General features: G+C 69.8%; 10 protein-coding genes. 6 read left to right on the top strand and 4 right to left on the bottom strand.

Annotation, left to right across the window (positions count from 1 at the left end):
- Positions 1-21: 21 nt before the first annotated feature.
- On the top strand, positions 22-3,186 hold the full coding sequence (locus OG485_RS14025; RefSeq protein WP_328668654.1) for an efflux RND transporter permease subunit: 3,165 nt from the start codon (positions 22-24) through the stop codon (positions 3,184-3,186).
- Between the two features lie 161 nt (positions 3,187-3,347).
- On the opposite strand, the gene nadA is transcribed toward OG485_RS14025, so the two are convergent.
- A complete protein-coding gene (nadA, locus tag OG485_RS14020; RefSeq protein ID WP_326788236.1) occupies positions 3,348-4,532 on the bottom strand; it encodes a quinolinate synthase NadA in 1,185 nt (394 codons plus the stop codon).
- 336 nt (positions 4,533-4,868) lie between these two features.
- On the opposite strand from nadA, the gene OG485_RS14015 reads away from it, so the two are divergent.
- Positions 4,869-5,225, top strand: a complete 357-nt coding sequence (locus tag OG485_RS14015) for an iron-sulfur cluster assembly accessory protein (RefSeq protein ID WP_261706957.1) — start codon at positions 4,869-4,871, stop codon at positions 5,223-5,225.
- Between the two features lie 88 nt (positions 5,226-5,313).
- Here OG485_RS14015 and OG485_RS14010 read toward each other — a convergent pair whose 3' ends face one another.
- Both OG485_RS14010 and OG485_RS14005 read right to left on the bottom strand, forming a co-directional pair.
- Entirely contained in the window at positions 5,314-7,446 is a 2,133-nt protein-coding gene (locus tag OG485_RS14010) for a hypothetical protein (protein WP_328668653.1), read from the bottom strand.
- 208 nt (positions 7,447-7,654) lie between these two features.
- Positions 7,655-7,876: a hypothetical protein gene (locus OG485_RS14005; RefSeq protein ID WP_328668652.1), complete on the bottom strand. Its 222-nt coding sequence runs from the start codon at positions 7,874-7,876 to the stop codon at positions 7,655-7,657.
- A 133-nt stretch (positions 7,877-8,009) separates the two neighbouring features.
- On the opposite strand from OG485_RS14005, the gene OG485_RS14000 reads away from it, so the two are divergent.
- Positions 8,010-8,984 carry a carbohydrate kinase family protein gene (locus OG485_RS14000; protein WP_328668651.1) on the top strand — a complete coding sequence of 325 codons (975 nt, stop codon included), beginning with the start codon at positions 8,010-8,012 and terminating at the stop codon, positions 8,982-8,984.
- A gap of 155 nt (positions 8,985-9,139) precedes the next feature.
- Here OG485_RS14000 and OG485_RS13995 read toward each other — a convergent pair whose 3' ends face one another.
- Positions 9,140-10,522: a cysteine desulfurase/sulfurtransferase TusA family protein gene (locus tag OG485_RS13995; protein WP_328668650.1), complete on the bottom strand. Its 1,383-nt coding sequence runs from the start codon at positions 10,520-10,522 to the stop codon at positions 9,140-9,142.
- Positions 10,523-10,819: 297 nt separating this feature from the next.
- Here OG485_RS13995 and ctaC point away from each other — a divergent pair, with 297 nt between their 5' ends.
- The 3 genes from ctaC to OG485_RS13980 are packed head-to-tail and all read left to right on the top strand — an operon-like array spanning position 10,820 to position 13,907.
- Complete coding sequence (ctaC, locus tag OG485_RS13990) at positions 10,820-11,785, top strand: aa3-type cytochrome oxidase subunit II (protein ID WP_328668649.1); 966 nt, start codon at positions 10,820-10,822, stop codon at positions 11,783-11,785.
- Positions 11,782-13,512: an aa3-type cytochrome oxidase subunit I gene (gene ctaD, locus OG485_RS13985; RefSeq protein ID WP_328668648.1), complete on the top strand. Its 1,731-nt coding sequence runs from the start codon at positions 11,782-11,784 to the stop codon at positions 13,510-13,512. Before ctaC ends, ctaD begins: the two co-directional genes overlap by 4 nt.
- On the top strand, positions 13,509-13,907 hold the full coding sequence (locus OG485_RS13980; RefSeq protein WP_328668647.1) for a cytochrome c oxidase subunit 4: 399 nt from the start codon (positions 13,509-13,511) through the stop codon (positions 13,905-13,907). The genes ctaD and OG485_RS13980 overlap by 4 nt, the downstream gene beginning before the upstream one ends.
- Positions 13,908-13,995: the final 88 nt, after the last annotated feature.

Here is a 13,995-nt window from a genome sequence, read left to right as displayed (position 1 = left end):
CAGAAGAGAGACCCACCACCCATGTCCTGGCTGTCCAGATTCAGCCTCGCGCAGCGGGCCCTCATCGGGCTGATGTCGATCATCGCGCTCGCTTTCGGGGCGATAGCGATCCCCCAGCTCAAGCAGCAGTTGCTGCCCACCATCGAACTGCCCATGGTGTCCGTGCTCGCGCCGTACCAGGGTGCGTCTCCGGATGTGGTCGAGAAGCAGGTCGTCGAGCCCATCGAGGACAACCTCGAAGCCGTCGACGGCATCACCGGTGTCACCTCCACCGCGAGCGAGGGCAACGCCGTGATCATGGCGTCCTTCGACTACGGCAACGACACCAAGCAGCTCGTCGCCGACGTCCAGCAGGCCGTCAACCGGGCTCGCGCCCAGCTCCCGGACGACGTCGACCCGCAGGTCATCGCCGGTTCGACGGACGACATGCCGACCGTCGTCCTCGCCGTCACCTCCGGCAAGGACCAGCAGGCCCTGGCCGACCAGCTCGACCGCACGGTCGTCCCCGCCCTCGACGGCATCGACGGCGTCGGCCGGGTCGCGGTCACCGGTGTGCGTGACCTCCAGGTCACCGTCACGCCCGACGACAAGAAGCTGGCGAAGGCCGGCCTCACCACGGCCGCCCTCGGCCAGGCCCTCCAGGCCGGCGGAGCGACCGTCCCAGCCGGCTCCTTCGACGAGGACGGCAGCAACCACACCGTGCGGGTCGGCGGCGGCTTCACCTCGCTGGGGCAGATCCAGGACCTGATGGTCACGGGTCAGCCCGGCAAGAAGCCGGTGCGCCTGGGCAGCGTCGCCACCGTGAAGCAGGAGCCGGCCAAGGCCGACTCCATCACGCGCACCGACGGCAGCCCGAGCCTCGCCGTGATGGTCACCATGGACCACGACGGCAGCGCCGTCGCCATCTCCGACGCGGTCAAGGACAAGCTCCCCGGCCTGCGCGCCGACCTGGGCGCCGGATCGGCGATCACCGTCGTCAGCGACCAGGGCCCGGCGGTCTCCAAGTCCATCCACGGGCTGACCACCGAGGGCGCCCTCGGCCTGCTGTTCGCGGTCCTGGTCATCCTGCTCTTCCTGGCGTCGGTCCGCTCGACGCTGGTCACCGCGGTGTCCATCCCGCTGTCCGTGGTGCTGGCCCTGGTCGTGCTGTGGACGCGTGACCTGTCGCTCAACATGCTGACGCTCGGCGCGCTCACCATCGCGATCGGCCGGGTCGTCGACGACTCGATCGTCGTCCTGGAGAACATCAAGCGGCACCTCGGATACGGCGAGGAGCGCCAGGAGGCGATCCTCACCGCGGTCCGCGAGGTGGCCGGAGCGGTCACCTCCTCGACGCTCACCACGGTCGCCGTCTTCCTGCCGATCGGGCTGACCGGCGGCATGGTCGGCGAACTGTTCGGCTCCTTCAGCCTCACGGTCACGGCGGCGCTCCTCGCGTCCCTGCTCGTCTCGCTGACGGTCGTCCCCGTGCTCTCGTACTGGTTCCTGCGCGCGCCCAAGGGCACCCCGGCGGACGCCGAGGAGGCCCGCCGCCAGGCCGAGGAGAAGGAGGAGCGCAGCCGTCTCCAGCGCTTCTACGTCCCGGTCCTGCGCTTCGCCACCCGCCGCAGGCTGACCAGCGTGCTGATCGCGGCCGCGATCCTCGTCGGCACCTTCGGTATGGCGCCCCTGCTGAAGACGAACTTCTTCGACCAGGGTGAGCAGGAAGTCCTCAGCGTCAAGCAGCAGTTGAAGCCGGGCACCAGCCTGGCCACGACCGACGCGCAGGCGAAGAAGGTCGAGAAGCTCCTCGACGGCGTCAAGGGCGTCAAGGACTACCAGGTCACCATCGGCTCCTCCGGCTTCATGGCGGCCTTCGGCGGCGGTACGGACACCAACCAGGCGTCGTACCAGGTCATGCTGGAGGACTCCGCGTCCTCGAAGGACGTCCAGGACCGCGTGGAGAGGGAGCTCGGCAAGCTCTCCGGCGCCGGCACCATCACGGTCGCGGCCGGCGACGGGTTCGGCAGCCAGGACCTCAAGGTCGTCGTGAAGGCCGCGGACGGGGATGTGCTGCGCAAGGCGGCCGGCCAGGTCCGCGACGAGGTCGCGAAGCTCGACGACGTCACCGACGTCACGAGCGACCTGTCCCAGAGCGTGCCGCGGATCTCGGTCAAGGCCAACTCCAAGGCGGCGGCGGCCGGTTTCAACGACGCCACGCTCGGCGCGGCGGTCGGCCAGGCGGTACGCGGAACCACCAGCGGCAAGGCGATCCTGGACGACACCGAGCGGGACGTCGTCATCAGGTCCGCCGAGCCGGTCACCACGATCCAGGAGCTGCGCGGGCTGCGGCTCGGCGCGGTGAAGCTCGGTGACATCGCGGACGTGAAGCTGGTCGACGGGCCGGTCTCGATGACCCGGATCGACGGACAGCGGGCCGCCACGATCACCGCCAGGCCGACCGGTGACAACACCGGCGCGGTCAGCAACGACCTCACGGCGAAGCTCGCGAAGCTGAAGCTGCCCGCCGGCGCCACGGCGTCGATCGGCGGTGTCTCCTCGGACCAGAGCGACGCGTTCAAGAACCTCGGCCTGGCGATGCTCGCGGCGATCGCGATCGTCTTCATGCTGCTGGTGGCGACGTTCCGCTCGCTGGTCCAGCCGCTGATCCTGCTCGTGTCGATCCCGTTCGCGGCGACCGGCGCGATCGGCCTGCTCATCGTCACGGGCACCCCGATGGGTGTCCCCGCGATGATCGGCATGCTGATGCTCATCGGCATCGTGGTGACGAACGCGATCGTGCTGATCGACCTCGTCAACCAGTACCGGGCGCAGGGCTACGGCGTGGTCGAGGCCGTGATCGAGGGCGGCCGGCACCGGCTCCGCCCGATCCTGATGACGGCGCTGGCGACGATCTTCGCGCTGCTGCCGATGGCGCTGGGCGTGACCGGTGAGGGCGGCTTCATCGCGCAGCCGCTCGCGGTGGTCGTGATCGGCGGACTCATCAGCTCGACGCTGCTGACGCTGCTGCTCGTGCCGACGCTCTACGCGATGATCGAACTGCGCAAGGAGCGCCGGGCGAAGAAGAAGGCGGCGAAGCGGGAGTCGCCGAAGAAGGAGTCGCCGAAGAAGGAGTCCGAGCCGGCCGCGTCCGGCGAGAGCTCCGTAGGCGACGAGGACAAGTCCCCGGAGCCGGCCGGAGTCTGACCGGGTTCCAGGAGGCGGCCCCCGCCCCGGCGTTCACGCGCCGGGGCGGGGGCCCGCCGTTTTCCGGCCGTCGTCGCAGGCGGTCCGACGGCAGGGGGCGCCCCTCGGGCATGAGGGGCGCCCCTTGTGTGCGACTGCGCCATGGGCGCCACGCGGCACGTCTACGGCAGTGCCAGCATCCGCTCCAGCGCCAGCTTCGCGAACGCCTCGGTTTCCTTGTCGACCTCGATGCGGTTGACGAGGTTGCCCTCGGCGAGGGACTCCAGGGTCCACACCAGGTGGGGCAGGTCGATGCGGTTCATCGTCGAGCAGAAGCAGACCGTCTTGTCGAGGAAGACGATCTCCTTGCCCTCGGGCGCGAACCGGTTCGCGAGACGCCGTACGAGGTTCAGCTCCGTGCCGATCGCCCACTTGGAGCCGGCCGGGGCGGCCTCCAGGGCCTTGATGATGTACTCGGTGGAGCCGACGTAGTCCGCCGCCGCGACGACCTCGTTCTTGCACTCGGGGTGCACGAGGACGTTGACGCCCGGGATGCGCTCGCGCACGTCGTTCACCGAGTCCACGCTGAAGCGGCCGTGCACCGAGCAGTGGCCGCGCCACAGGATCATCTTCGCGCCGCGCAGCTCCTCCGCGGTCAGCCCGCCGTTCGGCTTGTGCGGGTTGTAGAGCACGCAGTCGTCCAGCGACATGCCCATGTCGCGGACGGCGGTGTTGCGGCCGAGGTGCTGGTCGGGCAGGAACAGCACCTGCGACCCCTGCTCGAAGGCCCACTCCAGGGCGCGCTGGGCGTTCGACGACGTGCAGATCGTGCCGCCGTGCTTGCCGGTGAACGCCTTGATGTCCGCGGACGAGTTCATGTACGAGACGGGCACGACCTGCTCGGCTATGCCGGCCTCGGTCAGCACGTCCCAGCACTCGGCGACCTGCTCGGCGGTGGCCATGTCGGCCATCGAGCAGCCCGCGGCGAGGTCCGGCAGGACGACCTTCTGGGCGTCGCCCGTCAGGATGTCGGCGGACTCCGCCATGAAGTGCACACCGCAGAAGACGATGTACTCGGCCTCCGGGCGGGCCGCCGCGTCGCGGGCCAGCTTGAAGGAGTCGCCCGTGACGTCGGCGAACTGGATGACCTCGTCGCGCTGGTAGTGGTGGCCGAGCACGAAGACCTTGTCGCCGAGCTTCTCCTTGGCCGCCCGTGCCCGCTCGACCAGGTCCGGGTCGGACGGCGAGGGCAGGTCGCCGGGGCACTCCACGCCCCGCTCGCTCTTCGGGTCGGCCTGGCGGCCGAGCAGCAGCAGGGCGAGGGGCGTCGGCTGGACGTCGAGCTCCTGGGGCTGGGCGGTGGTCACGACACGCACCCTTTCTGTTCTGCGGGTCGCCGGGCTCGAAGGGGAGCGGTCCGGCGGTACGATGCCTTTTCGTCTATTTGACGCTATCTATCATAACCGCTTCACGTCACGTTGACGATGGCCATAGCGTCCATGTGACGTGAATCCCGGTCGCCTCTCCGGCAGGTGGCAGCCGGGTGTCCGTGGGGTTGTCCACAGGCATGTGTTCGTGCGCGGGAGCATGTGCGAGCATGAAGAGAGAAGGCACAAGACATGAGCTCGGCCCGGAATGAATCCGCGGCCCCGCCGGTTGCAACCGTCGGCAAGCAGTCTCCGTACAACCCGGGAGAGAAGCAGATGTCCGTATCGGACGAGACCACCACCGTGAGCGACGGCATCATCCTGTCCGACGCCGCCGCTGCCAAGGTCAAGGCCCTGCTCGACCAGGAAGGCCGCGAGGACCTGGCGCTGCGCGTCGCCGTTCAGCCCGGCGGCTGCTCCGGCCTGCGGTACCAGCTCTTCTTCGACGAGCGCTCGCTCGACGGCGATGTCCTCAAGGACTTCGACGGTGTGAAGGTCGTCACCGACCGCATGAGCGCCCCGTACCTGGGCGGCGCCTCGATCGACTTCGTGGACACCATCGAGAAGCAGGGCTTCACGATCGACAACCCGAACGCGACGGGCTCCTGCGCCTGCGGCGACTCCTTCAGCTAGTCGGCCGGCACAAAAGCCGGTACGGACGAAAGGCGGCGCCCCCTGTGACGGGGACGCCGCCTTCGCGTGTCCGGGACCGGTTCGGCCGCTAGCGGGGCCCGGCCGACGTCGCCGCGGAGGGCCCGGGGAGGCCGAAGCGCCCGTGGTGGACCGCCTTGCCGTCGCTCCCCACGACCTCCCGGCCGCCGAGCGGCTCGTCCAGGCGCACCGTCTTCTCGTAGATCTTGGCGATCAGGATGCAGACCTTGTTCTTCCAGGGCTTCTCCGTCACGGTGACGGTGACCTTGCCGGAACTCTCGCTCGCCGACACCGTGTAGTCGGCGCACACCCCGCCGGTGAAGCTGACCGTCAGGTCCCTGCCGTCGGCCGTGTAGCCCTGGACACCGACGTCACGGGTGGCCGCCGGTGAGGACGGCTGCCCCGGAGGCTGCGTCGGATCCGCGCTCGGCGGCGCCGGCGACTCCGGTGAGGCCAGGAACGCCGGCTCGACCGCCGGATGCGTCACGGTGTACGTGTCCTGCGCGCCCGGCGACCGCACCTCGAACAGCCAGGACGGCACCAGTGCCTGCCGCCCGTTCGCGCGCTGCGCCGCCAGTCCGAAGGTGGCCTTCTCGACGGTCACCGCCTCCGGCTTCGGCGCGGGGGAGGGGTGCTCGCACGGCGTCTCGTCCCGGTCCTTCAGCGGTACGGGGCTGGCGCAGCCGCCGATGCCCATGCGCCCCTCGCCCGTCGCCGACGCCGACCCGTTCATCAGGTCCAGCGTCTTCTTCGCGCCGATGACCGGGTACGCGTCTCCCTCCACCGGTGTCTTCAACTGGCCGCTGCCGCCGACGACATGACCGTCCGGGCCGATCCGCAGGCCGGTCGTCCACCCGTACGTGGGCAGTCCGCCCACGACCGGATCGGCGTTCACGACCCGCACCCGGTTCATGAGCTGGCTCGCGTCGAGCTTCGCGTCGTCCTGGCCCACCGCCTTCAGCACGGGCGCGGCAGCCCTCTCGGCCGCCGCCTCGCTCACCGGACCCGGCGCGGAAGCGGAATCGGAATCGGACTTGGAGCCGGAGCCCACGGCCGCGCACACCGTGACCTTGGTGCAGTTGTCGCCTCCCGGCAGGGAGGAACTGAAGGTCCAGGTCCCCGGTGCGTCCGCGGTCACCCGCAGATTGGGTTCGGTGCCGTCCGCGGCCGTGCCGACCGTCCAGGCGTCCCCGGCGAGCCGGGGTGTGCCCGCCAGGCCCAGGGCCTTCGCGAGCCGGGCCACCTCGGCCCGGGTCACCGTGCCCTCGGCCCACCGCACGTGCGCCGAGCCGGGTCCCGCGGGGAGTGTGCCGCTCGCGCGGTAGGTCGTGCCGTAGGGGTTGGGCTCGCCGGGCGCGATGCCGGCGGTACCGCCCGTGGACCCGTTGCCGGTGGTCGCCGCGGCGTAGCCGTCGAGGGCCAGGCGCGGGGGAGCGGGGTCGGCCGCGGGGGTGCCGGAACGGCCGCCGCCGGACGCCGTCGCCGCGACGTACGCGCCGCCGCCTCCGACGAGCAGCACGGCGGCGACGACCGAGGCGACGGCCATCGGGGTGTGCCGCCCACGCGCCCTGCCGATCCCGTCGTCCGCGAAGGGACCCGCGACGGACACGTCGGGGTGCTCGGTGCGGGAGTCCTCGTCATGATTGCCGGCGCCGTCATGGTCGGCGTCGCTTCGCGAGGTGCCCACGTCGGCACGCACGTCGGCGCCCGTGTCGGCACCGGTGTCGGAACCCGCGGGGGCTTCGGCGGAAACCTCGCCGGAGCCTTCGCCGGAACCCGCGACGGTGCCGGACGTGCCGGGGGCGGTCGAGTCGACGGCACCTTCCACCGCCCCGCCGGCCGCGTCCTCGGCGGAACCCTCGGCCGCGTCCTCGGCGGAACCTTCAGCTGCGTCCTCGGCCGCGTTCTCGGGGGAACCCTCGGCCGCGTTCTCGGCGGAACCTTCAGCTGCGTCCTCGGCCGCGTTCTCGGGGGAACCTTCGGCTTGGCTCTCGGCGGAACCCTCGGCCCGGTCCTCGGTGGGCCCCTCGGCGGCATCCTCGGCCCGCCGCTCGGCGGGATCCGCGGCGGCCTCCTCGGCGGCATCCGTGACGGCGCCCTCCGGAGGACCCGCGACGGCGTCCTCTGCCGCGCCCTCGACGGGACCCTCGGCGTGACCCCTGACGGGATCGGTCGCGTCGTTGTCGGGTCGCTCGGTGCTCACCGCATCGCTCCTTCGGCTCCACTGCTGTCCCACGACCCGGCCCTGTCGATGACGGGCACTCCAGGGTCGTACGGCGCATCCCTTTTACGGGGGACGGCGATGGGACGCAGCGGGGGAGCGCACGGTTCCCTGCGAGCGCACCCCTTCTTCACCCGGTCGGCGCCGCCGGACTCTCACCCGTCCGGCGGCGCCGACCGGACGCCGCCGGTCAGTCGCCGTAGTCGGACATCGCGTCCAGCAGCCGTGCCGAGGCGGGCGGAACGGTCACCCCGTGGATGAGGGAGGGGGAGACATGGAGCGGCGGGACAGGCGCGGGGGCCGACCAGTGACCGGCCATCCGGGCGCAGTCGCCACGCAGCGACGCCAGATCGCCTTCCAGGTCGCCGACCGGGCCGAGCGGGGTGGTGCCATGGACCTTGAGGTTCGTCATACCGGAACCGTATGCACCGTTGCCGTCACGAAGAAAGATCTACTATCGGGTAGTTTTGGCCCTTCAGGGGCCGTGTGCGGACCCGGTAGCGTTAAGTGTCAATCCCCTCCCCTCGCAGGAGCGTGTCCTAGCCGTGCGTATCGCAGTCACCGGCTCCATCGCCACCGACCACCTCATGACCTTTCCCGGCCGTTTCGCCGACCAGCTGGTCGCCGACCAGCTGCACACGGTCTCCCTCTCCTTCCTGGTCGACAACCTCGATGTCCGCCGCGGCGGCGTCGGCGCGAACATCGCGTTCGGCATGGGCCAGCTCGGTACCCGTCCGATCCTGGTCGGAGCGGCCGGCTCCGACTTCGACGAGTACCGCGCCTGGCTGGACCGGCACGGCGTCGACACCGCCTCCGTGCGTATCTCCGAGGTGCTGCACACCGCGCGCTTCGTGTGCACCACGGACGCCGATCACAACCAGATCGGCTCCTTCTACACGGGCGCGATGAGTGAGGCCCGCCTCATCGAACTCAAGGCCGTCGCGGACCGCGTCGGCGGTCTCGACCTCGTCCTGATCGGAGCGGACGACCCCGAGGGGATGCTCCGCCACACCGAGGAGTGCCGCTCGCGCGCGATCCCCTTCGCCGCCGACTTCTCGCAGCAGATCGCGCGCATGAACGGCGACGAGATCCGGGTCCTGCTGGACGGGGCGACGTTCCTCTTCTCGAACGAGTACGAGAAGGGGCTCATCGAGTCCAAGACGGGCTGGAGCGACGAGGAGATCCTCTCCAAGGTCGGCCACCGGGTGACCACCCTCGGCTCGCGCGGTGTCCGCATCGAGCGCGTCGGCCACGACCCGATCGAGGTCGGCTGCCCCGAGGAGGAGCTCAAGGCGGACCCGACGGGCGTCGGTGACGCGTTCCGCGCCGGCTTCCTCTCCGGTCTCGCCTGGGGAGTCGGCCTGGAGCGCGCCGCCCAGGTCGGCTGCATGCTCGCCACCCTCGTCATCGAGACGGTCGGCACCCAGGAGTACCAGCTGAGCCGGGCCCACTTCATGGACCGTTTCACCAAGGCGTACGGCGACGACGCCGCCCTCGAGGTCCAGGCGCACCTGTCCTAGACCCGTTCACCGGGCCGAGAGCCGGGCCCGCCTCCGTCCGACGGAGGCGGGCCCGGCCCGCGTTCCGACGGAGGCGGGCCCGGCCCGCGTTCCGACGGAGGCCGGTACGGCCCCCGTTCCGACGGAGGCCGGGCGGCCCGGGGCGCGGGGCGCTTCTACGACAGCCGGCGGACGACGTAGGCCGAGCCGTGATCCGCCGGCTCCTCCCCCACGTACTCCTGGCCCCGCATCTCGCACCACGCGGGGATGTCGAGGCGGGCCGCCTCGTCGTCGGACAGGACCCGGACCGTGCCGCCGACCGGCACGTCCCCGATGACCTTGGCCAGCTCGATGACGGGGATCGGGCAGCGCCTGCCCAGCGCGTCGACCACCAGCGCGTCGACGGACGCGGGGACCTTCGACACCGCCGCCGGCGCCCCCAGCTTCTCGCGGACCCCCGAGACCACGCCCGGGAGCACCGACAGGAAGCGGTCGACGTCCTCCTCGCCGGTGCCGGGCGGCAGCGACACCCGCACATTGCCCTCGCTCAGGACACCCATGGCCTTCAGGACATGGCTGGGGGTCAGGGTGCTGCTCGTGCAGGACGAGCCCGAGGAGACCGAGAAGCCCGCGCGGTCCAGTTCGTGCAGCAGGGTCTCTCCGTCGACATAGAGACAGGAGAAGGTGACGATCCCCGGGAGCCGGCGGACCGCGTCGCCGACCACCTCGATGTCCGGCACCAGCGCGGGCACCCGCGCCCGGATCCGCTCCGTCAGTTCCCGCAGCCGTACCGCCTCCGCCGCCGCCTCCGCGTGGACGGCACGCAGCGAGGCCGCCGCGGCGACGATCGCCGGGATGTTCTCGAAGCCGGCCGCCCGCCCCGACTCCCGCTCGTCCGCGGGCCCTTGGGGCGCGAACCGCGTGCCCTTGCGTACGACGAGGAGTCCGACACCCGAGGGGCCGCCCCATTTATGGGCACTCGCGGCCAACAGGGACCAGTCGCCCTCCACCCGCCCCCAGCCCAGCGACTGTGCCGCGTCCACCAGCAGGGGCACCCCCGCCTCCCGGCACATCTGTGCCACCTCCGCCACCGGTTGCTCCGTGCCCACCTCGTGGTTGGCGGACTGGAGGCAGGCCAGCGCGGTGCCCGGAACCAGGGCCTCGGCATAGGAAGAAGGGGACACCCGTCCGGTGCGCTCGACCTGAACGCGGGTCACCGCACCGCCCGACGCCTCGTGGGCGTCCGCCGAATGGAGGACCGACGAGTGTTCGACGGCTGACACGATCAGGTGGTCTCCGACGCGCCGCCGGCCCGCCAGGGCACCCTCGATCCCCGAGTGCACCGCGCGGGTGCCGGAGGTGGTGAAGGCCAGTTCGTCGGGACGGCAGCCCACCGCCTCGGCCGCCGCCTCGCGCGCCGCGTCGAGGAGCAGCCGGGCCCTCCTGCCCTCACGGTAGAGGCGGGCGGGATCGGCCCACCCCTCGTCGAACGAGGCCTGAAGGGCCTGCCGGGCGACGGGGTGCAGCGGGGCCGCGGACGCGGCGTCGAAGTAGGACACGCCCCCACGCTAGCTCCGCGACAGGCAACGATTGGCCGTCGCCCACCCTTCCAAGGGGGCGTCAGAAGTCATCCGGACCGGGGCATTCCAGGTGTCCTGACATGGCCTTGCAGGCGAAACAGCACTCCTTCGGGGAGTAGGGCGGCGCGTTGGGCACCCTCCCCGCGCGACCCCAAATAGCGTCCAGTAGGGTTTGGTCCGCATAAACATCCAAACCCCTGCCCGACGCAGGGCGGCGACCGACCAGCGAGAAGGCCGCAGCCAACAGCGCGGGCGAGACTCTCGGGAAGGCGCTACGTGAGTCCCAACGGCTCCGACCGCTCGCCGCGGCGCCCGATGCGGCGGAAGCTGCTGCAGGCAATGACTGCGGGCCTGGTCCTGGCGACAGCCACTGGTTGCTCGTACAACTGGGAAGACTTCCCCCGCCTTGGTATGCCCACCCCGGTCACGGAGCAGGCTCCGCGGATCCTCTCCCTCTGGCAGGGCTCGTGGGCGGCCGCGCTCGCCACGGGCGTGCTGGTCTGGGGCCTGATCCTGTGGAGCGTCATCTTCCACCGGCGCAGCCGGACCAAGGTCGAAGTTCCTCCGCAGACCCGGTACAACATGCCCATCGAGGCGCTGTACACGGTGGTCCCGCTCATCATCGTCTCCGTGCTGTTCTACTTCACGGCACGCGACGAGACGAAGCTCCTCAGCCTCAAGCCGAAGCCCGACGTCACGGTCAACGTGGTCGGCTTCCAGTGGAGCTGGGGCTTCAACTACATCGAGGACGTCCCCGGTTCCTCCGGGAACGCCAAGACCGACCCGAACCTGGCCGCCATTCCGGACCGGTTCAAGAAGGACTTCCCGGCGAACGCCGGCGGTGTCTACGACGTCGGCACCCCCGCCACGCGGAACCCGCAGACGGGCAACCCCGGTCCGACCCTCTGGCTCCCCAAGGGCAAGACGGTCCGCTTCGTCCTCACTTCGCGCGACGTCATCCACTCCTTCTGGGTGGTGCCGTTCCTCATGAAGCAGGACGTCATCCCGGGGCACACCAACGCCTTCCAGGTGACCCCCAACCGTGAGGGCACCTTCCTGGGCAAGTGCGCCGAGCTGTGCGGCGTCGACCACTCCCGGATGCTCTTCAACGTGAAGGTCGTCTCCCCCGAGCGCTACGAGGCCCACCTCAAGGAGCTCGCGACCAAGGGACAGACCGGTTACGTCCCGGCCGGCATTGAGCAGACGGGCCACGAGAAGAACCGGGAGACGAACAACCTGTGAGCATCCTCAACGAACCCCAGGGTGCCGCCGAAGACTCGTACGAGAACGAGCTGCCGGTGCGGCGCAAGCAGCCCGGCAGTGTTGTGATCAAGTGGCTCACCACCACTGACCACAAGACGATCGGCACGCTCTATCTGGTCACGTCGTTCGCGTTCTTCCTGGTCGGCGGCGTCATGGCGCTGCTCATGCGCGCCGAGCTGGCGCGTCCCGGACTGCAGATCATGTCGAACGAGCAGTTCAACCAGGCGTTCACGATGCACGGCACGATCATGCTGCTGATGTTCGCGACGCCGCTGTTCGCCGGTTTCACGAACTGGATCATGCCGCTGCAGATCGGCGCGCCCGACGTGGCGTTCCCGCGGCTGAACATGTTCGCCTACTGGCTGTACCTCTTCGGCTCGACGATCGCGGTCGGCGGCTTCCTCACCCCGCAGGGCGCGGCCGACTTCGGCTGGTTCGCCTACAGCCCGCTGTCGGACGCGGTCCGCTCGCCGGGCATCGGCGCCGACATGTGGATCATGGGTCTGGCCTTCTCCGGCTTCGGCACCATCCTCGGCGCGGTCAACTTCATCACCACGATCATCTGCATGCGCGCTCCCGGCATGACGATGTTCCGTATGCCGATCTTCGTGTGGAACGTGCTGCTCACCGCGGTTCTGGTGCTGCTGGCCTTCCCCGTCCTCGCGGCGGCGCTGTTCGCCCTGGAGGCGGACCGAAAATTCGGGGCGCATGTCTTCGACGCGGCAAACGGCGGAGCCTTGCTCTGGCAACACCTCTTCTGGTTCTTCGGCCATCCAGAGGTGTACATCATCGCCCTGCCGTTCTTCGGCATCATCTCCGAAGTCATCCCGGTGTTCTCGCGCAAACCGATGTTCGGTTACATGGGCCTGATCGGCGCGACCATCGCGATCGCCGGTCTCTCCGTGACGGTGTGGGCGCACCACATGTACGTCACCGGTGGCGTTCTGCTCCCGTTCTTCTCCTTCATGACGTTCCTCATCGCCGTACCGACCGGCGTGAAGTTCTTCAACTGGATCGGAACGATGTGGAAGGGCTCGCTGTCCTTCGAGACACCGATGCTCTGGGCCGTCGGCTTCCTCATCACCTTCACCTTCGGTGGTCTGACCGGCGTCATCCTGGCCTCGCCGCCGATGGACTTCCACGTGTCCGACTCCTACTTCGTGGTGGCGCACTTCCACTACGTGGTGTTCGGCACCGTGGTGTTCGCGATGTTCTCCGGCTTCCACTTCTGGTGGCCGAAGATGACCGGCAAGATGCTCGACGAGCGTCTCGGCAAGGTCACCTTCTGGACGCTGTTCGTGGGCTTCCACGGCACGTTCCTGGTGCAGCACTGGCTGGGTGCCGAGGGCATGCCGCGTCGTTACGCGGACTACCTCGCGCAGGACGGCTTCACCGCGCTGAACACGATCTCGACGATCAGCTCGTTCCTGCTCGGCCTGTCGATCCTGCCCTTCCTCTACAACGTGTGGAAGACGGCCAAGTACGGCAAGAAGGTCGAGGTCGACGACCCGTGGGGCTACGGCCGTTCGCTCGAGTGGGCGACCTCCTGCCCGCCGCCGCGGCACAACTTCCTCACCCTGCCGCGGATCCGCAGTGAATCCCCGGCCTTCGACCTGCACCACCCGGAGATCGCCGCTCTCGACCAGCTCGAGAACGCCGGTCACGGTTCGTCGGCCCTTCCTGGCGGAAAGGAGGCCGGCAAGTGAAGGTCCAAGGCAAGATGTTCATCTGGCTGGCGCTGTTCATCCTCATCATGGGGGTTGTCTACGGCGTCTGGTCCAAGGAGCCGGCCGGCACCACGGCCCTCTTCATGGGCTTCGGCCTGAGCATGATGATCGGCTACTACCTGGCCTTCACGGCCCGGCGGGTCGACGCCATGGCACAGGACGACAAGGAGGCCGACGTCGCGGACGAGGCCGGCGAAGTGGGCTTCTTCAGCCCGCACAGCTGGCAGCCGCTCTCGCTCGGCGTCGGCGGCGCGCTCGCCTTCATGGGCGTCGTCTTCGGCTGGTGGCTGCTGTACTTCTCGGCGCCGCTGATCATGCTCGGCCTGTGGGGCTGGGTCTTCGAGTACTACCACGGTGAGAACCGCACCCAGTAGCACCCGCGATACGCACGGGAGCCCGGACACTCCGTCAGGAGTGTCCGGGCTCCCTCGTTTGCCGTGACTTCCGTCCCTCGCTCGGCTC

The sequence above is a fragment of the Streptomyces sp. NBC_00328 genome (assembly GCF_036139655.1).
Classification (GTDB): domain Bacteria; phylum Actinomycetota; class Actinomycetes; order Streptomycetales; family Streptomycetaceae; genus Streptomyces.
The sequence above is the reverse complement of the archived record's forward strand: the minus strand, read 5'-3'. Positions and strand labels throughout refer to the sequence as shown.